Source organism: Hwangdonia sp. (genome assembly GCF_048381975.1).
GTDB lineage: Bacteria > Bacteroidota > Bacteroidia > Flavobacteriales > Flavobacteriaceae > Hwangdonia > Hwangdonia seohaensis.
Genome location: NZ_JBLWYT010000002.1, coordinates 445,922 through 470,796, shown reverse-complemented (window position 1 = coordinate 470,796; position 24,875 = coordinate 445,922). Strand labels below are relative to the sequence as shown.

Below are 24,875 nucleotides of genomic sequence, written 5' to 3'. Positions count from 1 at the left end.
TTTTATATGATCCCATTTATTCAATAACATACCAATTGTACCAATTAGGTTTTACTTCAACCTCTATTTCAATTTCGTATTCCCTGTCTAATTCGAAAGATTTTTGTGTTCCTTCCTGTTCCCTCACTACTGCTTCATTTGATAATCCAGTGTAATACAGCGGAACCTTAATTTTTTTACGAATCACATGATCGGTTGGATTGAACACCATTAAAAACCCCTTTTCTTTCAAATTTGGGTTTACGTGCATCATATAATCTATATCTCTTCCGTCAGCACGACGCAGATGAATAATATCACTTTCTAGTATATCCCTATATTTTTTGTACCACCCAACCACACGTTTCACCATGGCTTTAGTGGTTTCCGTATCATATAAACGAGGGCCTCGCAATGCCGATTGGATTCCCATACCAATGTTACTAACCAACATCATTTCATAATGATCTAAGTGCTCATTTAAAGGTTCTATGGTAGCGGCCGCACCTCCACCATGATATTGCGCTAAAGGAATAAAGCTCCAACGCATGGACGGAGTGCTTTCCCAAGTTCCATCAAAAATATTCTGGCGTGTATGAATTAATTGATGTCTACGCGGTAACGACCAATTATTTTCTCGATAACCAACCCCATTTTGATTGGATCCTGATAAATAATAGTAGTCTGGCACACGTAAATAGATTCCTTGAGATTTACACCATTTATAAAAATCTGTTAATCGTTTCCACTGTTTGTATTGCGAATCACCCAAATTGTCATGTCCGGGATGCTCGGTAGAAGCACAAACATCTCCGGGATAATTACCATCGTGGGTAAAAGTCATAAAACCGGTTTCTGAAAACATACGATACATTTTACGGAAATAATCTTGCCCCCATTCACTTTCTAAACAAGGAGAATTTCCAAAGGTTGCAAACCCACCCGGTTTGCCTGTTTTTGGATTCACAACATCGTCCTTTGCGCTAATACTACGAGATGCCAATAACGAATAAGTCCCAATTTTAATACCTTTCCCGTGGGCATAATCGGCAGACTTCTTCATTTTTGTGTAGTTCTCTTCACTTTCATCTTCGGGATTAAATCCGCTACCAAATGAAAAGTTTACCATTTCGTAACCTACTTCGGCAGCTTGATCAATTCCATTGGTATAATCTTCCCATTTTGACCGTGTGATGTGAAACATCATAGGATTCTCAGTAATCCACGGCGCAACTGTGCGATACATTTTTCGCTGTGCCAATCCATTGCGCTCTTTGTCATACGAATCGTATGGAATCATAAAAGACCGAATAGACTCGAACGATTCTCCCGCAGTCACATTTACATGGTAGCCATTATCTGGATAAATTCGCATGGTATTAGGCACATCCTGAATCCATGATATTTGGGTAACGTAATCCTGATCTGTTCCCCAATGAACGGTTTGATGGTTTGCCACTTTTGCTGCCATGGCCGAAAATGCATAATCTGTTTCAAAATGAATATTGGGTTTCACTTTTAAATCTTCACGACCACGGTAACCACCATAAGGATTGTGGTCTGCTATCCCTAAATATTCTGAGATAATTTGATCTACTTTAACGGGTTGATTTGAGTTGTTTGTTATTGAAATCCATTTTGACAATGCGGGAATACCATCGTACAAATCGTAGTTAACAGAAACCACAAGGTTTTGCAAATCACTTAATTTAGACTTTATTTTTTGAACTTCATTTTCATCAATTTTTCCATAAGCTGAAAACTCATTTATAGTTAAACGAACCAATTCTCCCGGAACATCATGATCGTCACCTGAAGCGTTTTTGCCCAATTTCCCTATCCTGACCGATAAAGGATCGGGAACTTCTTTTTCAAAATCTATAGCCTGATAGGTTTTCCATTTTCCCGCTTTGGGCTTAGCCTCACAATAAACTTTTGTGCCTTCTATTCGTAAACGCAAAAACCATGTGCCATCAAAATCTACATTATCTTTACCTCCTGCTCTTGTGTTTTCCTTCTTTCCATCAAAAACCGTAAATCTCCAAGCGTCGGTATTCTTCGAGCCAGATTCATTTCCCGGACGCATGTTAAACTTGATGGTTTTATCGTTCCAAACCAATGCAATTCCAGGCCCCCAAAAACCACTCACATCGGTTCCGGCATCTATGGATGTTTCTACCAATCCCGTTCCTTTTGGAAGTTTATATTCTGCGAAAACAGCCGTATTATTTGGTGTATAGATTTCACCTGGTTTTCCTTCATTGAAAAACGAACTTCTTTCGTGATTTTTGCTCGTTTGAATATTCCAAACACTTTCCATGGTTGAAAAATCGTCATGATAATTCACTTTACGCCCTATATTGCTTTCTTGGGCCAATGCTATTAAGTCTTCCGGTACCACATCAGTTAGCTGATAATTCATTTCCAGTTTAACACCTTTGGGCGGCCATGAAACATTTGGCGCTGTATGGCGTACTTGCTTCCAATCAAATCGTTTTTCAGGTGTTCCAATATTAAATCCTGTGTATTTAAACGACAGTGGGTCTGCCTTTAAATTGCTTAACCAATCTGGGTACAGAAAAGCTAAATTAGGCTGCCCCGTTAGGCCGCCAACGTTTACCGTAAATCCATTTATTGACAAAATGGCTTCGGGTTTAACTGCTCTAATATGCTCTTCTTGTTTACTTAAAACTTTCAAGCTAGTTGTGGCAGCATTTGGAGTGATTCTGAAGGTTCTCGAAATAATTCCGTTAGACATCACGATAGATTTTCCATCTTCAGATTTCCATATATTGGCAATGAAATTTTGATTGTTGATTAGCCAATCTTCATTTGAAAAAACAGATTCATCATAGACTTGTAAATCACTCATGTTTTGAGCACGTAAGCTTGAGAGGCATGCCATGGAAACAAACATAATAACACCAAGGTTTTTACAGTTTGTCTTGATTGAATTTTTCATATTCATATTTTCATTTTAAAAACTGAAAAAAAATACCCATGTGTAATATAATTGCTCAATAATCAACACTTATTTTTGTTAGCAAACTCCCATACGACATCTGTAATATTTTATTGATACACCTTTACCCAATCTATAATCATTTGTACCGGTAAATCATCGGGATTTGCTTTACCTACCCATGACCCTTCCAATTGCTGATCGATTAACAAATAAAACGGCTGATCATACGGCCATTGCGATTTATCGACGCCTGTTAATCTTGGATAAGTAAATGTTTCTTTGCCGTTTAACGTAAAAACCAATTTATCGGGAAACCATTCCAAACCAAAAGTATTAAACGCTTCTTTGTCGAATTCTGTGGTTTTTGAATGAGGCGGATTGCTGCTCTGCTTCAACTCTAAAGTGTAATACGAGTGCGTGGTTTGATAAATTATATCTTCAAAATTAAGATGCTCCATAATATCGATCTCGCCATTTCTGGGATATTTACCGTATTTATTTTCTTCGGCCAACATCCAAATTGCTGGCCACGCGCCTTGAGCACTTTCAAGTTTAGCGTGGATTTCAATTTTTCCATACTGAAAGGCAAACTTGCCTTTGGTGTAAATGCCACCGGTTAAATACGGTCGCGGATCGGAAACGGTATCGGTGTTAACAATGCCTTTTAAGTATATTTTCCCTTCGGAAAAATCGAAACATCGGGGATCGCTGGTCATGTAGTTTCCCCAATCGGCGTTGTTTTTCGGAATTTTAGTCCATTTTGTAGTGTCTAAGGTTGGTGCCTCAAAATCATCTTTCCAAACCAATTTCCAGTCTTTCGCATCAATCGCATCTTTTTGGATATACTTATAACCATCGGCAATTTTAAATGAAGCACTTTTGCAGCTCACAAAGATAATGGCGCAAAAGATGAACGTGTATTTTGACATGTTTTTTATTTCAAATAAATTAACCTTGATACGCTTTTGCCACTTGTCTTGAAGTTCCCAAACCGTCAATACCCAATTCCATAACATCACCCGGTTTTAAATATCTTGGCGGATCAAAGCCTAAGCCAACGCCAAAAGGTGTGCCGGTTGAAATTATATCTCCGGGCAGCAAGGTCATGTATTGACTGATGTACGACACGACTTCTTGTACATTAAAAATAAAATCTGAGGTTGAGGAGTCCTGCAAACGTTCGCCATTTACAATCAACCATAAGTTTAAATTATTAGGATTTGGAATTTCATCTTTTGTGGCTATAAAGGGCCCGAGCGGAGCAAAAGTATCGCAGCCTTTTCCTTTACACCATTGGCCTTCTTTTTCAATTTGAAAAGCCCTTTCCGAGACATCGTTATGCAATACATAGCCAGCAATATGGTCAAACGCATCGGCCTCCTCAATATACGACGCCTTTTTGCCAATAACAATGGCTAGCTCGACTTCCCAATCGGTTTTTTCGGAATTTTTAGGAATGATAACATCATCATTTGGCCCACAAAGTGCGGTAGTGGATTTAAAAAACAAGACCGGTTCTTTTGGGACTTTCATTCCAGCTTCGGCGGCGTGTTTTGCATAATTTAAACCAACGCAAACTAATTTTGACGGTCGAGTTAATGGCACTCCCAAACGCTCAGCGTTACTTACTTTAGGGCAACTTGCTTGGTTTGTTTTTAACCAATTTCCCAAACGTTTTAAGCCATCGCCTCCAAAAAAATCTTCGTTGTAATCTTGTCCAAAACCAGATACGTCTATTCTGGTACCATCTGCTAATTGCACACCTGGTTTTTCATGTCCTTCTGTTCCAAATCGTATTAATTTCATTTTGTTGTCTTTATGATTATTTTAAGGTAAATATTCTAAGAGTTTAGCGCAAAAATAAAGCGACTGCTTTTCAAGTAGCAATATACTTAATTTAAAGCAAAAACGGCTTGAGTTTTCACCCAAACCGTCAATGTTTTTTAAGATTTAATTGCTGATTGTTTTAATTTTTAAAAATTGTTTTTCCGTCTTTAGTTAAGTTGTACTTGTTGCTTTTTCCCCTTAATTCGTAGTTATCGTTTTTAAACCAAATTCCAGACGCTGCTTTTTCAGCAAGCAATTCTATTTGTTCACCGCCATTTAAATAAGCTTCAACGGTACCCTTTGAGTTGTTGAAGGTCATGTTCAGCACATCGCCTTTTTCGTTTTTTACCTCTAAATCCACTATATCATCGGCATATTTATAAATTACTTTCCCATCTTTTTTGAGTTCAATATCGTTGCCCTTTCCCCTTAATTCGTAGCGATCGTTTTTATACCAAATGCCAGATGCTGCTTTTTCTGCAAGCAATTCAATGGCTTCTCCGTTTATATTAACAGTTGCCGTTCCTTTGGTGTTATTAAACTCCAATTCCAATTTTTCACCGTCTTTGTTGGTCGACGTCGTTACTACAATATCGTCATTAATATGTTCAACGGTTTCTGTTATTGTCGAATCTGTATTTTCTTGTTTGGGTTTTTCTTTGCAAGACATTAAAATGAATGCTGCGAATAGTGTTGTCAAAATTTTTTTTATCATTTTTAGTTTGATTTTAATTATAAATAGTGTGTGTTTTATTGTTTTATTTGGCCTCGGAATGACCACAATAGGCTAATCAAAAACGTTGCCAAACAAGATGAAAAATTAATAAAAAAAGCTAATAACAAAAAAGGTTTGAGTGTGTACCCAAACCTTTTAATGCTACGTTTAAAATTGGTATTTTTATTTTAGATTTTTTATCTGAACAATTACCAATTAACGGTATGTATTCAACTTAAGATTGCTTAATGAATTGCACATCAACCACCAATTTTACCTTGTCTGAAACTACAATGCTTCCGGCTTCTGTTACGGCACTCCAAGTAAGATTAAAATCTTTTCTGTTAAGTTGTCCGGAAATTTCAAAACCTGCCTTTGTTTGTCCATAAGGGTCTACCGCTATTCCGTTAAAATCGGCATCTAACACAACTTCTTTGGTGACATCTCTTATGGTTAAATCACCAATTAATTTTTCGCCATCAAATGATTTTGAAACAAATTTAAGTTCAGGATATTTTTCGGCATTGAAAAAATCATCGGATTTTAAATGGGTATCTCTATCCTTGTTCTTGGTATTTATAGACCCCGTTTTTGCGCTAAATTGAAAATCAGCATTTACAAAATTATCGCCATCTGTTTTAGCAGTTGCCTGAAAATCTTCGAAATGTCCTGTTACTGTTGAAATCATCATGTGCTTTACCTTAAAAGCAATTTCTGAATGTGCGTTGTCGATTGACCAATTTGTGTTGTTACTCATTTTTATATGTTTTAATTGTTAATAATTATTGTTTTATGTTTTTTAAAGATACGTTTAAACTTTCGTTTAAAGCATTCTAGCATTTTTGCTGTTTTATATTAATGCTTTCGGCTTCCAGCTATCAAATAATCCAATGAATATTTACCTGCGCCCAAAACCGCAATGGCCATATAAATAGTCGTATAAACAAGTGGCAACTCTTGTCTTCCAAATCCATCGGCGCTATGTACTATAATTGCGGCAACCAACATGGTTATGAATAGTGGAATTGCTGCCAATCGTGTGCCCAATCCTATAATTAATAATACGGAACAAAACACCTCCGAAAATACGGTTAGCGCTAAAGAAGCTGTTGCCCCTACTCCAAGCGGATCTGCAAACTGAATGGGGCCATCGCCAAACAATCTTTCTAATTTGCCAATACCGTGCGTGAGCATAAAAATACCAACTACCAAACGGAGTATTAAAAGCACTAAGTTTATGTTGTTTGTATAAGTGCCTGGATTGAAAATGTTTTTTGTTATTTGATTCATTGATTTAATTGTTTATTTATACTTGTTTTAAAATGTTTATTTAATGTCCATTGCAGGGTTATTGCAATCTCCTTTTATAGACATTTTTGTTTTTACGTTTTTTTGATATTTGATTATCTGTGAAATAAATGCATGTTATTACACAGACATTGGCACTTCCATTAAAAGCACACGTGCATTTTCGGTAGCTTTAACGGTAATACTGTTTGTGTCCCAAATACCCATACCATCTCTTTTAGATAGTTTTTCGCCATCAATTTCCACATCGCCTTCAAGGATAAAAGCATACACTCCGTTACCTTCTTTTTTAATTTTATATTCGTCTGAATTTCCTTTTTCAAATTTCCCTATATGAAACCAAGCATCTTGATTTATCCATACGCCTTGATCATCTTTATTGGGCGACAGTACTTGGTAGAATTTATTTTCTTCTGATATTTCCCGTATTGAAATCTGATCGTAACGCGGTGTTAAATCCTTCTCTTTTGGAAATACCCAAATCTGAAGAAACTTCACTTCTTTATCTTTATTTTTGTTGTATTCGGAATGCGTAATACCCGTTCCTGCGCTTAAAACCTGCACATCACCTTCTTTAATAACGGCCACATTTCCCATACTGTCTTTATGCTCTAAATCGCCTTCCAAAGGAATTGAAATGATTTCCATATTTTGGTGCGGATGTGTTCCGAATCCCATTCCTGCCTGTACGATATCGTCATTCAAAACGCGAAGAACTCCAAAGTTCATTCGGTCTGGGTTGTGATAATTAGCGAAACTAAAAGTATGGTGTGAGTTTAACCAACCGTGATTTGCTACGCCTCTTGTTGCTGCTTTGTGAATTACTGTATTCATAGTTTTTATGTTTTTATTAGGTAAATGATTAAATCCTACTTGTTGCATCAATGTATCGTAAGTCGATGTTTTTGGTTTGCTGTTTTCCGCTTTTAATATTTGCGGCGCAACGGTACCAATAACACCTGTTAATAATGCTTTTTTTATAAATTTTTTACGATTCATATGGTTTGCTTTAAAAGTATGGTGCAAATATATAACCGATTAGTACCCTGTGGAATATGAAAAAAGGGACTAAGCTTATGAAAATCCGATATTTAACTTCAAACTAGGATTTAATCTCGTTTTGTTTGAAGCTCGAAGGCGATAATTGGGTGTGTTTTTTAAAAAAAGCACTAAAATTAGCAGGTTCGTTAAAGCCCAATTCATAGGCAATTTCTTTGTTCGATAAATCGGAAAAATACAGTAGCCTTTTCGCTTCGGTTACTATTCTAGCTTGAATGTAGTCTTTTGCGGTTTTACCTATTCTGGCTTTAACCGTACGGTTTAAATGGTCTGGGCTAATATGAAGCGCATTGGCATAAAACGTAGTAGAATGCTCTTTTTTGTAATGGTTTTCAACACCTTTTTTAAACGCTCTAATCAGGTTGTCTCCAGTAGTATCAACATCGGATTCGATGGGATTTATGGAACAAACATTATTACACTCAATAAGCAACAGCTTTAAAAACGCCCCTATGGATAGCAGCTTCATGTTTGCATCACTGTTGAAGAGATTGTATATCTGATTTGCAAAATCACCTATAGTTTTAAATTGGGCTGCATTTGGGATTAATGGCGGACTTTGACCATAATTTTGAAAAAGGTTTAAACTATCGATAAACGATAAACGGATAGAATTTTCAACCAAAAACTGATTGGAAAAAACCATGGAGAACCCAAAAGATTTTTCGGTTTCCAATACTTGGTGTACTTGCCCAGGAGCCACAAAAAAAATTTGATTATCGGATAACTCATAGGTGTTAAAATCTATTTTGTGTTGCCCCCTTGCTTTATTGATAATTAAAACTGTATAGTAATTGTGTCGGTGCGGTTCGTCAACTTTTCCATGTCGTTTTGTATAAATATCTTCCATTTTAGAGATTCCAAAACTCAGGCTCTCCTGTTCGACATTTACTTTTTGATATGTTTTGACGGTGCTCATTTTCAACTATTCTTCACTTATAAAATTACATGAAACGTTTTTCAATTTCGTTTTCCGGTGCCTTTGTATTTGCCCAATAATATAACAAATAGCACCGGCTTAAACATTATTGATTATTCGAAAAAATCCAATTCTGCAATGGCCGCTGTTTTTTTGCCACCTGCAATTACTTGTGATTCAATTCTTATGTATCGTGTGGTTATTGCGGATTGAAATTGGTGCGTACGCATTACGGGATCGTTGATTAAATTTCCGAATTCAAAACTTTCAAAAGCTTTCCAAGTTTTACCATCATTACTCACCTTGATAACGCCTTTTTCAATCATGCCATTTCCATTTTCCTTTTGAGGTGTGTACGCAAAAGCTTTTAAAGTATAAGCTTGTCCTAAATCCAACTCTAAAAAATGAGGACTTCCTTTTTCGCCAGACCTCCAATACGTATTTGGATTTTCGTCAATAGCCAATTCGCTTTTATGGTCAGAAGACCAACTATCTACTTTTATAATTTTCCAATCACTTTTAAGAATTCCTAATTTTTTAGACACCACACTTCCTTTTTGATCTTTTGAAAATGCCACTGCTTTAATGTCACCGGAGGTTGCCAAGAAAGATCCGTTAAATAACTTTGAGTCTTTTGTTGGTTCGCTACCATCGGTGGTATACCTAATTTCTAGTTCTGTATTTAAATTTCCAGCACTGTCTTCGCCATGAGGTTTCCAACCAAAATCGTGTTTTTTAGGCTGTATTGAAACTTGGCCATCAATAGTTCGTGTGATGCTCAATTGCGGGGGACGCGTATTGTAATAGTGCGCTGTAATATATGAAATGGCTGGATTTAAACGCGATTCCAAAACACGAATTCTAAATTTATTCGATGTGGTTTCCGGGAAACGCAAAATGCGTTTGTACCCAATATTGGTTGCTGAAACCAGCTCTTTCCACGTGTTATCAATCCATGCATCAACCGCATGCTTTTCAACACGTTCGCTATGTGTTGCAATGGCTTCCTGAATAACAAGCCTATTAATCGTTACAGGCTTTTTGGTTTCAATAATGATTTCTTTTATATCAGAATTTAACAATTCAAAAGTATTAACATCATCATCTAAAACATTTTTAAGCCCAGAAGCATCAGCAAATAAATTAGTCGAGTAAGTTTCGTTTATGCGCTCGCCTACTTCATTTAAAACACGAACATCTTCCGGCGAAAACTTGCCCTCTCTATTTGGTGGAATGTTCAACAAGAAGGTTGTATTGCCTCCAACTGAACGTTCGTACATATCAAAAACATCATCAACGCTACGCACTTTTTGCGAAGTATCATCTCTGTAAAACCAGCCTTCGCGAATGGAAGTATTGGTTTCTGCCTGTTGGTAGTGCAAATATTTAGCGTCGTACAATTTTTCCCTGCTTCCAATATCTTCGCCAGTGATATCCGCAAAACTATTCATTTCAAGCGGATTGCTTTGATACGGAATTACATTCCATTCGGTATCCCTAGTGGCTCCCGCTTCGTTACCACACCAACGTATGTCCTGTTTGCCAAATACCACGGCCTCAGGTGCCAATGCCGAAATCAATTCTTTCCAAGCTAAATAATTATATTTTTGTCCGCCTTTGCGTTTGGGGTGTGCGCCATCAAACCACACTTCGTGAATGGGACCGTATTCGGTCAACAATTCGAATAATTGATTTAAAAAATACTCGTTATAATCATCAACATTAAACGTAAAAGTAGTTTTGTTTTTAAACGGTCTGCCGTCAACGCGTCTCGGAATAACACGGTCTGAATATGTACTTAAATTACCGTACAAACCATCTTTATTTTCAATTTGAAATAAATCTGCTGGCGATAAATACACGCCTAATTTCAATCCGTATTTTTCGCAAGAAGCCGATAATTCCTTTAATATATCGCCTTTTCCATCTTGAAAACCAGTGGACATAATACCGTGTTCGGTGTAACGGCTTTGCCAAAGCACAAACCCATCGTGATGCTTAACGGTAAGAATCACCATTTCCATATTGGCGGCTTTCATGGCTTTGCACCATTGGTCGGTATCCAAATTTTTAAGGTCGAAAATTTTAGGGTCTTCAAAACCACTGCCCCATTCCATTCGGGTAAACGTGTTGGGACCAAAATGAATAAAAGCAATAAACTCGTTTTTTAGCGCCTCGTACTGGTTTTTTGTGGGCACCACATGAGCGGCTTTAACAATGATGGAATCTTTGGTATCATCAGCATCTATTTTAATAGTTGAACTGGTTGGCATTAATAGCCCATTGCCATTGCTGTTAGAGCATGAAACAATTAACAAAGCTAAGGTGAAATACGATAAAATGGTTTTCATATTGATTTTATAAACTATTTAGTGATTTTAATAACATACGCATATTCGTCGGTTGTTTTGAACAAATTGGGCTTGTATTCAGGCAAGGTAATTACAAAATCGTTACCTACCTGCTTACCTTTTAAATTTTGTTGTGTTGCCAACAATGTGATTTTTGCATCATTTGAAGCTTTGAAATCCCTTATGGTTATTTCGGGTTTCCATTGTGGTATTATGGTGAAATAAGCCTCGTTGTTTTGTGTAAAAAACAACTCTTTAACGGCAAAGTCCGGTTCTGGGTCTATGGTTTGTTTTAATATCACATCGCCCCCTAAATAATGCTGTTTTGGTTTATAGTTTTTCTCGCCCATTAAAGACCATTGAAAGGAGTTGTTCCATAATCTTGTACCATAAATGGCTTCTCCATTTGTGTTTAACCAACCGCCAATTTGCAATAGCCGTTCTTGCATAATTACCGGAATATTGCCACGTGCGTCTGGACCAATGTCCAACAATAAATTGCCGCCCGTACTTACAATATTTACCAAGGTCAGTACCAACGCTTTGGGCGAATTATAGTCTTGTGCATCCTCATTTTGATTGTATCCAAATGAAAACCCCATACCACGACATTCTTCCCACGGACGTTTGAATTCCGGGGCTTCAGTTTCGTATTCGGTTGTAAAATAACCGCCGTGGTGCTTTCTAACGCCTTTTCCCCATCTGTCGTTTATTACAATATGATCTTTGGCAGCCGACTCGTTGAATAACCAAGCTAAAAATTCTTTCGATTTCCATTTTTCAGCCTCCATATCCCATTCGCCATCAGCCCATAAAATATCTGGTGAATATTTGGTAACCAAGTCTTTTATTTGAGGTAAAAAATGTTCGTCTACAAAACGCTTTTTATCACTTTGCCACAATGGATGATACCATTCGTAAAGCGAATAATATAAGCCCATTTTAATATTGGTTTTCTTAACAGCCGTGGTTAACTCACCCACCAAATCGCGTTTAGAGCCTACTTCCATACTATTCCAAGCAAAACCTCTGTCGTTGGCTTCTTTATTGGGCCATAAGGTATAACCATCATGGTGTTTAGACGTTAATACAATATATTTTGCGCCCGCTTTCTCGAAAAGTTGCACCCATTCATCAGGTTCGAATAAATCTGCTTTAAACATTTCCCCGAAATTGTAATAAGGAAAATCTTTACCGTAAGTTTTCTTATGAAACTGAACTACCTCATCACCCTTAAATTTTCCATTGCCAAAAAGCGATTTGCTCTGTAACCAATATTGATACCATTCGGAGTAAGTCCCTTTTGGCGACCACGCAGGCACCGAATATGGTCCCCAATGAATAAAAATTCCAAACTTGGCATCTTGAAACCAATCTGGAATGGGGCGTGCATCCAATGATTCCCAAGTTGGTTGATAAGTGGTTTGTGCCGTTAGCAAGCCATTAAAAATGAGAAGAGATACTACAAATATTTTTACCTTCAAGTTATTCATATTTTAATTTTTATCAATCGCAAAAGTCCATGCATCATGCGATGGCATTTCTGAATACTTTATCGATTTTGTATCAATATGCATCTTTCCGTTGCTATATTTCCAAGTTAGGTTTTTGTCTAAGCCTAACAATTTAACCGTAGCCTTGTCACCCGGATTCAGAATACTTAAAATCAGTTCGTTTTCTGGCCATTCAAAACTAATGGCATAAATTTTACCGTGGTTTTGCGTGTAACACAGGTAGGTTTTTAATGATGAATAACTGCCAGTTATGCCATGTGCCAATTTTTCTTTATCTAAAAACAACGCTGAAGTTGGAACCAATTGCTTCGCTTCGTTTTTTGTATTCCAGAATAAAGAGATTGAAGCATTTTGCTTTTTCTCTCTGTATTTTATTTGAATAGGATACAATTCGCCCGCTTTTAATTTTATTTTTCCGGTTGATGACACGCTGGTATTGGCGCCCATAACTTCGGATTGCGATCCTTTTGCCGTATAGTTTTGATTGATAACCAATGTGTTGTTTATAAAAACTGCTGCTTCATCATCGGCTTTAACTTCAAAAGTATAAATATCGGTTTTTGGCGCTTCAATGTAACCGTTCCATTCTACTGTAAAATCATCTTCTTTGATGCCTTTCATTGGTGAATTTCTAACCCAATTAAAATCTATTTGATCATCAATTCGGTCAATCGTGATTTCTTTTTCTTCTTCTTTTATAGAAAAAGGTTCTGCGCCATAAATGGCATCGCCATTAATTTTTAACCAGTTGCCCAATTGAATTAAACGTTCTTGCTGAATAAGCGGAATTTGGCCATCGGCTTTTGGTCCCACGTTTAAAATCATGCCGCCACCATTGGCAACCGTTTGCACAAAGCGATGAATGAGGTCTTGCGAGGTGCCATAAGCCTCTAATTTTTCATTTCTATTCAACCCGAAAGAGCGCCCCAAACCACGCACTTCTGCCCAAGGTCTATCGGTTACTTTTATGCCCGAACTGTATTCTGGTGTTAAATAACCCACATCCAAGCCGTGGCCCCAGCGGTTGTTTACGATGGCCTCGTCGCCCACTAAATTGTAATACCAATCTATCAATTCTGCCGAGTGCCATTGTTTTGCCGTATTGTACCATTCGCCATCGGCAAAAAGTATAGATGGTTTATATGTGGAAACCAATTCTTTAAACTGCGGAATCATATATTCTTCAACATATCGACCAATGCTATCGTGCGGGTCGGTGTACCAACGGTGCAAGGGGTGGTTCCATTCCGCAAGCGAATAATACAGCCCCATTTTAAGTCCGGCCTCTCTAACAGATTTTGTTAAGTCACCAACCAAATCGCGTTTTGGTCCCACATCGACACTGTTCCAGTTTCTGTTGTACTTACTTGGCCAAAGTGCATAACCATCGTGATGCTTTGAAACAAACATGACATACTTTGCTCCGGCGTTTTCAAATAAAGTTGCCCATTCGTCCGGATTAAATAATTCCGCTTTAAACAATGGCGCAAAATCTTTGTATGTAAAGTGCTCGCCGTAGGTGTTTTTTACAAATTCCATACGCTCGGGGCTTTCGGTTTGCATACCGCGTAAAAACCATTCGGCATACGATTCCTTGCTTCCGTAAGATGGTACCGAGTAAAGTCCCCAGTGAATAAATATACCCAATTTGGCATCTTTAAACCATTGTGGATATGGACGTTCGGTAATATTCTTAATATACTCTGCTTCTGTTTTCTGTTGTGCAAAAGTTGATGCTGTCAATAAAAAACAAGCACAAATCAATAACATTCTATTTTTAATCATTACCCATTTAATTTTATAAAACCACCATCTATTGGGAAGTCTGTTCCCGTAATAAACGAGGCTTCGTTTGAACATAAATATAAGGCTAAATTTGCGATTTCCTCAGGTTTTCCCATTCTGCCTATAGGCTGGGTTTTTGATAGGGCTTCGAACATTTCATCTTCTTTTCCCGGATAATTCTTTTTAATAAAACCATCAACAAAAGGCGTGTGTACACGTGCAGGCGAAATACAGTTACAACGAATGTTTTCGTTTACATAATCTTTAGCCACAGAGTACGTCATCGTTAAAGCGGCACCTTTAGACATGGAATACGCAAAACGATCGGAAATTCCAACCGACGATGCAATGGATGCCATATTGATTATTACGCCACCGCCTTGGGCTTTCATTTTTGGGATGGTGGCATAAATGCAGTTGTAAACGCCTTTTACGTTAACGTTGTAAACACGGTCTAAATCTGATTCTTCGGTCTGTTCAACATTTCCAACATGGGCAATGCCTGCGTTATTGACCAATATATCGATATTATTATTTTTGGCAATAGCACCAATAATTTCCTGCACTTGCTTGTGATTGGAAACATCGCATGCGTAAAAATTTGCTTTCCCGCCGGCATTTTTAATTTCTTCAATCGTTTGCTCGCCACTTTCTTTATTAAATTCCAAAATATGGATATGTGCACCCTGTTGTGCAAATGTTGTGGAAATAGCTTTACCAATACCACTTGCGCCACCGGTTATTATAGCCGATTTTCCTTTTAAACTAAACTTTGACATTATTTATTTCCTTTTTATTTTAATGTAATTTCTATAATGGTATCAACAGCTTCCTTATTGTTTTCAGGAAGATGAATTGTTAATTGTTCTTGTTTTAATACATATTTTATTTTGCTTTTGTCTTTAAATAATACGACTTTTTTAATCCGTGCTTTAAAATTATCGATTTTAATCGTATCAACGTCATTATCTAAAACATGTAAATAGAGTGTTTTGCCTTTTTGTGTGGACACATAATTTTCGGTAGATGCAATAATACCACCACGAGTACCGTAAATGGTTTCGCCGTTTTCTTTTAACCAAGTACCAACGGCCCGTAACCGTTCTATGTGTTCTTCTTGAATTTTCCCGTTAGGCATCGGGCCAACATTCAATAAAAAATTAGCATTGTTCCCTGCCGCTTTAACCACATATTTAATTAAATCTTCTACAGATTTATGTTTTCCATCTTGCAAGCTGAAACCCCAAGAATGGTTAATGGTTTCACAGGTTTCTAAAGGTAGTTTTCCTATTTCCGCACCACCAAAACCTGTGGTGTTTTTTCCCGGCAAATCTTTTTCGAACATTTGAAAATCTTCTCCGGGAAATGGCAATTCGTGATGGTTATTACCAATTAGCAAAGCCGAATTTACATCGTGAATCATCTTATAAGTCTCCTCCAACTTCCACTCTGTGCCTTCTATCCTATATTTTACGGCTTTATGCCAGTCTTTTTTATCCGGCGCTTGATCCCACCACCCATCAAACCAAAACCCTGCAATATCATAGTTTTCGGCAAGTTCTTTAATTTGTGCGTTCTGATATTTTAAGTAATTATCCCAATTTCCAGACTCTGGTCGGTCAACGTTTCTGCCCGTCCATCCTCTTGGGTAATAATCTGGATGATGCCAATCGAGTTGCGAATAATAGGCGTATAATTTTACGCCCTGTTTTTTACACTCTTGCTCAAGTGCCCTAAAAATATCTTTACCATAAGGCGTTGCCTTTACAATATTATAATCGGATATTTTGGAATCGTACATCGCAAAACCATCGTGGTGTTTTGTGGTAATGGTAATGTATTTCATACCTGCATCTTTGGCGAGCTGTACGATGGCTTCGGCGCTAAAATCCTGAGGATTGAAAAACGTGGGCAATAATTCGTAACGGCTTACCGGTATATTTTGGTAGTGCATGACCCATTCGGCATCGCCTAAAATACTGTAAACGCCCCAATGAATAAACATCCCAAACTTATCGTCTTGAAATGCTTTTCTGGCTTCCAAATTTTCTTTTGAAGGCACATAATGGTCTTGGGAAAACATGAAATGAACACAGAACAGTAATATGACACAAACAAATAATTTTAACGTATTCTTCATTTGAACCTAGGTTTTATAAGGATTTATAGCGATACACCTCTTTTCCACGGAATAAAATCATCTTGACCTAATTTTGTGGCGCAAGTTAGATGTCTTCCGCTAGCCACTTCAATAATTAAATCGATGAGTTCTTCTGAAAGCTCTTCTTGACTGGCTTGTTCAGAAATTAACCGGCCCGCATCAAAATCTATAATATCTTTCATTTTTGCAGGCAACATCGAATTGGATGAAATTTTGATAACCGGACAAATGGCATTGCCCGTTGGTGTGCCCAAGCCTGTAGAAAACAAAATAATATTGGCGCCAAAACCTGCTAAACCTGTTGTAGATTCTACATCGTTTCCTGGCGTACACAATAAATTCAAACCTTGTTTTGTAGCATATTCGCCATAATCAATTACATCTGCAATTGGGCTTCGTCCGCCCTTTGTGGCTGCCCCAGCAGATTTTATGGCATCGGTAATTAAACCATCTCGAACATTGCCCGGAGACGGATTCATATCGAAACCCGAGCCCACTTTTTCAGCTTGGTCGTTATAGCTTTCCATAATATGGATAAACTTATTGGCTATTTCTTCGGTTGGACATCTATCGATTAAATCTTGCTCCACGCCGCACAATTCTGGAAATTCCGATAGAATGCTTCTTCCGCCAATAGCATTGATTTTATCCGATACTACGCCCATTAGCGGGTTTGCTGTAATGCCGGAAAACCCATCGGACCCGCCGCATTCCAATCCTATACTTAACTTGCTTAAAGGCGCTGGCTGCCTTTCAATTTTATTTACTTCTTCCAATGCTTTATAGGTGTCTTTTATGGCCTTTGAAAGCATGTCGTTTTGGGTGGCATATTGTTGTTGCTCAAAATACAGCACGGGCTTATCGGTTTTAAAACGTTCTTTCAAGGCCTCTTCCAACATGCTTATTTGTGCATGCTGACACCCTAAACTCATTACCGTTGCGCCTGCTACATTTGGGTTTTTAATGTAACCCGCCAATAAATTCACTAAGGCTTGTGCATCGTCTTTTGTGCCTCCGCAACCGCCTTCGTGGGTTAAAAATTTTATGCCATCAATATTTTTAAAAACTTTTTGCGACAGCTTTTCTTCTTCATAAGAAGCGTCGTCACCGCCGTGAACCAAACTCCTTAATTTTAGTCGGTACGGATTTTCTTTTTTAAAGCCCAACTCTGCTTCAAACGCTTCTTTTAACACCTTTAAATTTCGATTTTGGCAGAATACCATGGGTATAAATATCCAATGATTTGCCGTACCAACTTGCCCGTCATTTCTATGATAGCCTAAAAATGTTTTTTCAGATAATCCATCAATCGAAGGTTTTTCATATTGATAATCAAAGTTTCTAAATTTATAGGGCGCCGCACTATGTTTTAAATTTTCGGTGGTAATTAAAGCCCCTTTTTTTATGGAAGTTGTGGCTTTTCCAACGGGCACACCATACATGGTTACCTCATCGCCTTTATTTAGAGCATGTAAAGTAAATTTATGTTTTACGGGTATATCTTCAACAAGACTGACTTGTTTTCCTTTTATTGATAATACTTCGCCTTTATTAATATTGGATAAGGCTACCGCAACATTATCTGAAGGAGATATGATTAAATTATTTTTCAAAGCTTATAATTAAAGTATTCGTTTCTTTGTTTTGCTAATAAATAGAATGTATTAACATTTAGTGCATAAACAAAAATAAACATCTTGTATGCATCAAACTAGCATTTAAAACACCTTAACCAATACTTTTTTTGCAAGGAAACAGCCTTTAAACCTTTTAAATGATATTATTCTTCATAAGTTAAATAGGCAGATACCAACCAATGGTTTAATTTGTCGCCATCTACAGGTGTTGCCGGTATTTTTATTTTAAGCTGATGTTCACCTTTTTCTAAATCACCCAATGGAACAACCATAGGTTTTACCGATGATCCAGGGCACCAATTTGAGCGCGATAAATCGGATGATGCAATGCGTTCTTCAATCACTTTAATGGCCCGTTTTTGGGTTTTATACTCGTAGTATGCCGCCGAATCTTTTTTAATCCATACGCCAGCGGTTGGGTTGAATCTTCTAAACGATGCGCAATCATCTCGCCACGGAATGGTATCCAAAACTAATGCATTATCAAAATAAACACTGTTTTTAATTTTGATGAATTCGTCGCCACCACTATGTCCGCCATGGCCTGTCGTGATGTAATGCAACTTTACATTTTTTGCATTTTTATTCATATTGAAATTATGAATTAAAGGTTCTTTAGCAAAAATGTCCGGAATAGGCTGCCCATTTACATAAGGTATCGAATTTACCAATGGCAACACTTTAAGTGTTTTTCTCTCTCGGTTGGAATAGGATAATTGCAAGTCGAAATTATAACCTTCAGCCGTCCAAGAATCTATCCAAATACCGATGTAAAAGGTGTTGGAAACCAAATCTTTTAACTGCGAAATATCATGCTCCCAAACCACTTCCTTTTCCCAACTTGGGATATACACCGGTCGGCGGTATTTTACTCTATTATCGCTATAAAAACCAACGCCAAAAGGTGTCATAAACCGCATGAGTTCCACAACCGGCTGGTAAGTTTCCCCTGAAACGATACCCGCGTGATTTTCGGCTTTATAAGAATCTTGAGGAAACTCTTTATCACCTTTTGAAACATCTAAAATTGAAATAAGTTTGGGGTCTGCAACCACAAAACAAGACCCCGATTTATCCCAACGGTCGCCATTGGAGCGAACCGTTAGCTTTATACTTACATCGGTCCCGTTGGGGAAATTTGGTACGGTTACTTTTTTATAAACTATACGTCCGCTTTGCAGCATGTGCGCTTCGGTATCAGTACCTTTTTCACCTCCAAAATTTAAGGGTTGTTTGTTAAATACCTGAACAACGGTGTTATTATCTTGTGCAAACATACTGATGCAAAACACTAAAAAGCAAGCTTTTATAATACTTTTAAATTCCATTTTTTTATTAATTATTTTGAGAGGTTATAAATTTTAAATTAATGATAACGGGTAAATGATCGGACGGATATTTACAATCTTTTGAGTCGCTTAACACCGCATATTTTAATACTTTAATATTTTGTTTACTTGTAAAAATATAATCGATTCTATCTGAAACCGGTTTGTTAAACTTAAACCCATTAAAGGTTCCCGTTGGCCCAAAAGGTTTTGATATACTTACTTTTTCAGAATCATTTAAAGCCTTTGAAAGCAATTTTATAGGTTCTTCTTCAGGTTTTAAATTAAAATCCCCCATAACGATTACTGGCAAATTATCGGGATTCAGAGCTTTTGTTTTTTCAAGAATCAACGCCGCACTTTTTGCTCTTGCCAATTTTCCAATGTGGTCAAAATGTGTATTAAACACAAAAAACTGTTGCTTTGTTGCTTTGTCTTCAAACCAGCCGTACGTGCAAATGCGCTCCATGGATGCATCCCAACCAACCGAAACTTTATTGGGCGTTTCCGATAACCAAAATGTCCCTTCTTTTAAAATACTGAATTTTTCTTTATTATAAAAAATGGCGCTGTACTCACCTTTTGTTTTGCCGTCATCACGTCCAATTCCAATATAAGCATTATCAACAAAAAGACTGTCTAAAAACTGCACTTGATGATGCAAACCTTCTTGTATTCCGAAAACATCCGGATTATTGTACGCGATTTGATTACTTAAAAAATCCTTTCTTAATGACCATTTATTTTCGCCACCATTGGGGTCGTCGTACTTTATATTGTACGTCATTATTTTATAGGATTGCGCTATGGCTGTCTGAAAAAAACAAATCGCTATCACTATTATTACCTTTTTTAAAATCATCGCTTTTTAATTTACAATAACTTCATCTGCAAAAATCCACGATGGCAAACCTGCACCATGGTGCCAATACGGAGCATGTTTTAAGCTTTCTGCCTTAATTCTTAAATACCGCCATTGAGATGGTTTTATGTTCAAATCAAAATACTGAATATCGTTTATTTTGCTCTTTTTGTTTAGCGGAAATTGATTTAAAACCGTTCCTAATTTTGAATAGTTTTTCCCATCAACCGAACCGTAATAGGTTACTTCTTTAGGAAAAAACACGATATGATTGGTAACTTGCAGAAAGGCTGTTGAAATCGATTTCACTTCCTTTTTTTCATCCAAATCGATAATAGCCTCTAAATGATTGCCCTCGAAACCCAACCAATTGGAATAAAAATTACTGCCGCCCAAAGCGCCATCGGTTAATGCCTGCGGATCCTCATTGGCATACTTTTTAGGCTTGGTTAAAAGCGTTACTTTTTTGCCCGAAGCTATGTTGGGTTGCAAAGCCACTTCAATAGATTTTAAATAGGCATTGCCGTAATCTGTAACCGTGTAACCCATCTCGTTCATTAAGGTGATATTGGCTTCGTTACAAACAGACATGAAATTTTCAACCAAAGCTTTAGTGGTTTCGGTAATGGTAAAATCTTCAGAAACACTTTTTCTACACGCTTCTAAAACCGCATAATCAATGCTCAATCGTGCCACTTTTACTCGCTTTAAAATGTCTTGTATATTGGCTACCGCTTTTTCGGCATCATTAAAAAAAGTGACGTATTGCTTTAATAAATCAGGATTTAAATAGGCATCAAATGCTTGCGACGGATCGCCATATAAAAACAGGAAAAAATCCGGGTAATTTTTGAGTTCCATATGAATTAAATCGACATAAGATTTTACAAAAGGACCGGCTTCGTGATAATAGCCATTGGTGAATTCCGTGATGATATCATCGACATTGGCATCGGGATTCCAAAGCAGTTTCGCCATCACATACGACCGCAATTCGAACAACTCGCTCGGGTTGCTACTGTGCTGTTCAAAAACCCATTTGGTGTTATGGTCTCTAAAAAACTGAATATTGGGCTGTAGCGTATTAAAATTAGGAAATGGCGCTAAAAAATTGGTGAATTGTGTGGTGTAATCCCAAATTCTAATGTTATCGGTAAGTTTGCTCCAGCCTTTTAAATCATCAGCAAAATCGGTGCATTTTTGGGTAATTGGCGCGCTTCTGTCGCATTCAATAGAACATAAAGTAATCAATACATTTTTTAAAGGCTTTGTTTTACAAGGTTTTCTGGTGTATTGATAGGCTAAAGTTGAAATGGTTTTCTCTGGAAATGTCTTTGCAACCTCGTTTACAAAACGAATTATGGTACCGGCATGACTGCCTTCTTCGTCATCTATTTTTTTACAATTTCCGCATTCGCAAAATTGGGTATTGTCATTGCCACTTACCGAAATCACCGAAGCTTCAGGGTATTGTTTAAATAAACTCTGTACCGAGTCTTTAACCATATCCAGCACCTTGGCATTGGTTAAACACAATTGCGTTGGCAAGCGTTTGTTTCCGCGAAGCGCAAAATATTCTGGGTTCGATTTATAAAATTTTTCTTCGGGAATAAACTTATTAAACGTGTGCACTCTTGCCGATGGCACGTAATACGGAAATGCCTTTGTGGTTACTTTATGTTGCGCTGCAAATTTTTCGTTTTCGTAAAACAATCTGGAGTGAACTGTTCGGGTTGTTATTTGTGGTGTGTAGGTGTAGTTTAAATTTTTGTTTAAACTGATTGTTGATTTCTTTGGAACATCCTCAACATTTGGCGCGTACCATTTACAGCCTAAAAACCGTTCGAGAAATTCGTAAACCGCATTTCTAAGGGCTTCATCTGAACCGCCTGAGATAAAAATATTTTCTTTGTCGGATTTTATTTGAATTTGATGTTTGTTTAGATTTTCATTTGAATTATGGCCAACATATATTTTATGTTTATTCGTGTTTTGAGAACTTTCGTCAACAATGTCTACGGAAACATCTGAAATTTTTTGAATGTACTCTTGAAGAGTTTCGGCAGATTGATATGCGCTTTGAGTGGCTTCACCCAAAAAAACAATCTCATAATTGGATGCTCCATTATTGACTAAAGTGATGTTTTTGTCTTCGCAAGAAAACATAACAAACACAATCAACAAGCAATGAACAGCCTTCGATAAATATGCGTTAAACGATTTAAACATCCATCATTCTTTTAAATTAAACTGAATTTTTGGCGCATTGGTAAGCGCTTCATGGCTCACGAAAAAGGACTTATTGGTTTTACCGTTAATAGTATACGATTGTAATTTTCCGGTGCCGTTTTTCTCAATTATCAATGTGTTATTCTTGTAATATCTGGTATCTAAATGAATGGTTATTTTATCAAATCGCGGTGTAGTTATGGTGTACATAGGGTCTGCGGGCGATACGGGATAAATTCCCATCATGCTGTAAATTAACCACGCACTCATAGTGCCTGTGTCGTCATTTCCGGGTAAACCTGCGGCCTTATTGGTAAAATATTCATCAATTAATTGCGAAACGCGCTCTTGGGTTTTCCACGCGTAGCCGTTGGCATAATTGTATAAATACGGATAGGCAATATCGGGTTCGTTTGCCATATCAAACTGGTTTTTATCAAAAACCTCATCCAATTTTGCAACGTAGTTTTTTTTACCACCCATAAGTTTCATTAAATACTCGGTATCGTGTGCCACCATAAAGGTATATTGCCACGAATTGCCTTCAATAAAGCCTAAATTCTTTTCGAAATTGGCACCTTTATTCGGGTTAAATGGCGAAAGCCATGAGCCATCATCGTTTTTGGGGCGTAATAAATTGAATTCTTTATCAAACAGGTTTCTGTACGTCACCGAGCGTTTTGAAAACATTTTATAGTCCTCCTTTTTACCCAATGTTTTCGCCAATTGCGCTAGGGCAAAATCACTGATATTATATTCTTGCGTGGTAGAAACCGAGCCGCTTTTTGTGGTTTTTGTGGTTAAATAACCTTTTTCAATATAGTCTTTAATGCCTGGGCGCAATGGGTTATTTTCTAGTTGTGTGGCACTTTTTCGCATGGCTTCATAGGCTTTTTCAATATCAAAATCCTGAATACCGCGCAAATAAGTATCGGCCAAAACAATGCCCGCGGGATCGCCTACCATGGTTGTGGTTTCGGTGGCATTGAGTTCCCATTTAGGCAACCAACCGCTTTCATCGTAAATATTGAGCATGCTTTTTACCATATCCGATTGTTGCTTCGGATAGACCAACGACATCAATTGATGCAGATTTCTGTAAGTATCCCAAAATGAAAACACGGTAAATCGCGTACCATCCGTTTTAGCGGTTTCGCGTTTTGCCATAGTTGGGTATTCGCCATTCACATCATTCAAGGTATTTGGGTGAATTAAAGTGTGATATAATGCCGTATAAAAAATAGTTTTATCATCTTTTGTGCCGCCTTCAACTTCTATTTTAGACAATAAATCGTTCCATTTTGAAGCGGTATTTTTATAAATCTCGTTAAAGGTTAACGATTGGGTTTCTTTTTCAAGATTTTCCCGGGCGTTTTCAATACTTACGTAAGACACGCCTATCTTTACCTCTACTTCTGTAGGCTTTTCAAAATGATAGGTAAAATAGCTTCCAATACTATCGCCAATCACCTCTTTTCGATAGTTTTTGTACAAGCGCGTTTTTCCGTTGTAAGGCATCCACTGTGCTTCAACACCATCGTATGTTCTCGGGGTTTTCCAAACGCCAAAATCATCGGCAGGTTTACTGAATTTGGCCACAAAATACACCGGATAGGATTCTTCTGGTTTGTAATAACAAAATGATCCAACATTGCGCATGCCTTCAATTTCGGTGGGCGATACAATTTTAACCGTGGCGCCTTCTTCATTGGTCAAACCCAATCCTAAATTGATTAAAATATTAGATTGCCCTTTGGGGAATGAATACTTGCTCACACCAACACGTGTTGTAGCCGTAACCTCGGTTTTCACCTTATATTTTGATAACATAACGCTGTAATAACCTGGTTTTGCAAGCTCAAAATCATACGTACTCCCATACTCCAAATGATTGGTTTTAAGCTCGCCAGTGGTTGGCATCGTTAAAATAACACCCAAATCGGGGCAGCCCACACCACTTAAATTCACATGGGAAAAACCTGTTAAAAACGTGTTTTCGTTAACATACGGATTGGATAACCAACCGCTATCTTTTTCAAGTGGTAAATTTTGCGGTCCCGCCACATTAAAAGGCGATACACTTGCCATTCCCCTTGGTGCGATGGCACCTGGATTTGTGGCTCCAAAATTGGACGTGCCTATAAACGGATTGACATAATCGACGGGGTTTTGTGCTTGACTGCTTAACAAAAATCCGATTGCAAAAACCAATAGCCATCTGTATTTATTCATAATA

General features: G+C 37.5%; 18 protein-coding genes. All 18 read right to left on the bottom strand.

Annotation, left to right across the window (positions count from 1 at the left end; genetic code table 11):
- Positions 1–16: 16 nt before the first annotated feature.
- The 18 genes from ACN5J7_RS05925 to ACN5J7_RS05840 all read right to left on the bottom strand — a co-directional run bounded on the left by ACN5J7_RS05925 (position 17) and on the right by ACN5J7_RS05840 (position 24,871).
- The gene (locus ACN5J7_RS05925) at positions 17–2,941 is read right to left on the bottom strand and encodes a hypothetical protein (RefSeq protein ID WP_418603181.1); all 2,925 of its coding nucleotides are present in this window, start codon (positions 2,939–2,941) and stop codon (positions 17–19) included.
- 110 nt (positions 2,942–3,051) lie between these two features.
- Positions 3,052–3,873 (bottom strand): glycoside hydrolase family 16 protein, encoded by an 822-nt coding sequence (locus tag ACN5J7_RS05920; protein ID WP_418603180.1) that lies wholly within the window; start codon positions 3,871–3,873, stop codon positions 3,052–3,054.
- 19 nt (positions 3,874–3,892) lie between these two features.
- Complete coding sequence (locus tag ACN5J7_RS05915) at positions 3,893–4,750, bottom strand: fumarylacetoacetate hydrolase family protein (RefSeq protein ID WP_311942093.1); 858 nt, start codon at positions 4,748–4,750, stop codon at positions 3,893–3,895.
- A 160-nt stretch (positions 4,751–4,910) separates the two neighbouring features.
- A complete protein-coding gene (locus tag ACN5J7_RS05910; RefSeq protein ID WP_418603179.1) occupies positions 4,911–5,486 on the bottom strand; it encodes an MliC family protein in 576 nt (191 codons plus the stop codon).
- Between the two features lie 235 nt (positions 5,487–5,721).
- Positions 5,722–6,243: a YceI family protein gene (locus tag ACN5J7_RS05905; protein WP_418603178.1), complete on the bottom strand. Its 522-nt coding sequence runs from the start codon at positions 6,241–6,243 to the stop codon at positions 5,722–5,724.
- A 98-nt stretch (positions 6,244–6,341) separates the two neighbouring features.
- Positions 6,342–6,776 (bottom strand): DoxX family protein, encoded by a 435-nt coding sequence (locus ACN5J7_RS05900; protein WP_418603177.1) that lies wholly within the window; start codon positions 6,774–6,776, stop codon positions 6,342–6,344.
- 138 nt (positions 6,777–6,914) lie between these two features.
- Positions 6,915–7,628, bottom strand: coding sequence for a pirin family protein (locus ACN5J7_RS05895; RefSeq protein WP_418603237.1), 714 nt, complete (start codon positions 7,626–7,628; stop codon positions 6,915–6,917).
- 268 nt (positions 7,629–7,896) lie between these two features.
- Positions 7,897–8,772, bottom strand: coding sequence for an AraC family transcriptional regulator (locus ACN5J7_RS05890; RefSeq protein ID WP_418603175.1), 876 nt, complete (start codon positions 8,770–8,772; stop codon positions 7,897–7,899).
- Between the two features lie 113 nt (positions 8,773–8,885).
- Entirely contained in the window at positions 8,886–11,123 is a 2,238-nt protein-coding gene (locus ACN5J7_RS05885) for an alpha-L-fucosidase (protein WP_418603174.1), read from the bottom strand.
- Positions 11,124–11,137: 14 nt separating this feature from the next.
- The gene (locus ACN5J7_RS05880) at positions 11,138–12,616 is read right to left on the bottom strand and encodes an alpha-L-fucosidase (RefSeq protein ID WP_311942075.1); all 1,479 of its coding nucleotides are present in this window, start codon (positions 12,614–12,616) and stop codon (positions 11,138–11,140) included.
- Positions 12,617–12,619: 3 nt separating this feature from the next.
- Positions 12,620–14,422, bottom strand: coding sequence for an alpha-L-fucosidase (locus tag ACN5J7_RS05875; protein ID WP_418603173.1), 1,803 nt, complete (start codon positions 14,420–14,422; stop codon positions 12,620–12,622).
- Positions 14,422–15,201 (bottom strand): SDR family NAD(P)-dependent oxidoreductase, encoded by a 780-nt coding sequence (locus tag ACN5J7_RS05870; protein ID WP_418603172.1) that lies wholly within the window; start codon positions 15,199–15,201, stop codon positions 14,422–14,424. Before ACN5J7_RS05870 ends, ACN5J7_RS05875 begins: the two co-directional genes overlap by 1 nt.
- A 14-nt stretch (positions 15,202–15,215) precedes the next feature.
- On the bottom strand, positions 15,216–16,562 hold the full coding sequence (locus tag ACN5J7_RS05865; protein ID WP_311942066.1) for an alpha-L-fucosidase: 1,347 nt from the start codon (positions 16,560–16,562) through the stop codon (positions 15,216–15,218).
- Between the two features lie 23 nt (positions 16,563–16,585).
- Positions 16,586–18,196 (bottom strand): altronate dehydratase family protein, encoded by a 1,611-nt coding sequence (locus ACN5J7_RS05860; protein ID WP_311942063.1) that lies wholly within the window; start codon positions 18,194–18,196, stop codon positions 16,586–16,588.
- 167 nt (positions 18,197–18,363) lie between these two features.
- Complete coding sequence (locus tag ACN5J7_RS05855; RefSeq protein ID WP_311942060.1) at positions 18,364–19,548, bottom strand: PNGase F N-terminal domain-containing protein; 1,185 nt, start codon at positions 19,546–19,548, stop codon at positions 18,364–18,366.
- Positions 19,549–19,555: 7 nt separating this feature from the next.
- The gene (locus ACN5J7_RS05850; RefSeq protein WP_311942057.1) at positions 19,556–20,335 is read right to left on the bottom strand and encodes an endonuclease/exonuclease/phosphatase family protein; all 780 of its coding nucleotides are present in this window, start codon (positions 20,333–20,335) and stop codon (positions 19,556–19,558) included.
- Between the two features lie 81 nt (positions 20,336–20,416).
- Positions 20,417–22,639, bottom strand: a complete 2,223-nt coding sequence (locus ACN5J7_RS05845; RefSeq protein ID WP_311942053.1) for a DUF4838 domain-containing protein — start codon at positions 22,637–22,639, stop codon at positions 20,417–20,419.
- Positions 22,640–22,642: 3 nt separating this feature from the next.
- On the bottom strand, positions 22,643–24,871 hold the full coding sequence (locus ACN5J7_RS05840; protein ID WP_418603171.1) for a GH92 family glycosyl hydrolase: 2,229 nt from the start codon (positions 24,869–24,871) through the stop codon (positions 22,643–22,645).
- Positions 24,872–24,875 lie beyond the last annotated feature (4 nt).

Excerpts from the sequence above, each read along its gene's own strand:
- ACN5J7_RS05925 (WP_418603181.1), bottom strand. The coding sequence starts at position 2,941 with ATGAAAAATTCAATCAAGACAAACTGTAAAAACCTTGGTGTTATTATG.
- ACN5J7_RS05920 (WP_418603180.1), bottom strand. The coding sequence starts at position 3,873 with ATGTCAAAATACACGTTCATCTTTTGCGCCATTATCTTTGTGAGCTGC.
- ACN5J7_RS05915 (WP_311942093.1), bottom strand. The coding sequence starts at position 4,750 with ATGAAATTAATACGATTTGGAACAGAAGGACATGAAAAACCAGGTGTG.
- ACN5J7_RS05910 (WP_418603179.1), bottom strand. The coding sequence starts at position 5,486 with ATGATAAAAAAAATTTTGACAACACTATTCGCAGCATTCATTTTAATG.
- ACN5J7_RS05905 (WP_418603178.1), bottom strand. The coding sequence starts at position 6,243 with ATGAGTAACAACACAAATTGGTCAATCGACAACGCACATTCAGAAATT.
- ACN5J7_RS05900 (WP_418603177.1), bottom strand. The coding sequence starts at position 6,776 with ATGAATCAAATAACAAAAAACATTTTCAATCCAGGCACTTATACAAAC.
- ACN5J7_RS05895 (WP_418603237.1), bottom strand. The coding sequence starts at position 7,628 with ATGAATACAGTAATTCACAAAGCAGCAACAAGAGGCGTAGCAAATCAC.
- ACN5J7_RS05890 (WP_418603175.1), bottom strand. The coding sequence starts at position 8,772 with ATGAGCACCGTCAAAACATATCAAAAAGTAAATGTCGAACAGGAGAGC.
- ACN5J7_RS05885 (WP_418603174.1), bottom strand. The coding sequence starts at position 11,123 with ATGAAAACCATTTTATCGTATTTCACCTTAGCTTTGTTAATTGTTTCA.
- ACN5J7_RS05880 (WP_311942075.1), bottom strand. The coding sequence starts at position 12,616 with ATGAATAACTTGAAGGTAAAAATATTTGTAGTATCTCTTCTCATTTTT.
- ACN5J7_RS05875 (WP_418603173.1), bottom strand. The coding sequence starts at position 14,422 with ATGATTAAAAATAGAATGTTATTGATTTGTGCTTGTTTTTTATTGACA.
- ACN5J7_RS05870 (WP_418603172.1), bottom strand. The coding sequence starts at position 15,201 with ATGTCAAAGTTTAGTTTAAAAGGAAAATCGGCTATAATAACCGGTGGC.
- ACN5J7_RS05865 (WP_311942066.1), bottom strand. The coding sequence starts at position 16,562 with ATGAAGAATACGTTAAAATTATTTGTTTGTGTCATATTACTGTTCTGT.
- ACN5J7_RS05855 (WP_311942060.1), bottom strand. The coding sequence starts at position 19,548 with ATGGAATTTAAAAGTATTATAAAAGCTTGCTTTTTAGTGTTTTGCATC.
- ACN5J7_RS05850 (WP_311942057.1), bottom strand. The coding sequence starts at position 20,335 with ATGACGTACAATATAAAGTACGACGACCCCAATGGTGGCGAAAATAAA.
- ACN5J7_RS05845 (WP_311942053.1), bottom strand. The coding sequence starts at position 22,639 with ATGTTTAAATCGTTTAACGCATATTTATCGAAGGCTGTTCATTGCTTG.
- ACN5J7_RS05840 (WP_418603171.1), bottom strand. The coding sequence starts at position 24,871 with ATGAATAAATACAGATGGCTATTGGTTTTTGCAATCGGATTTTTGTTA.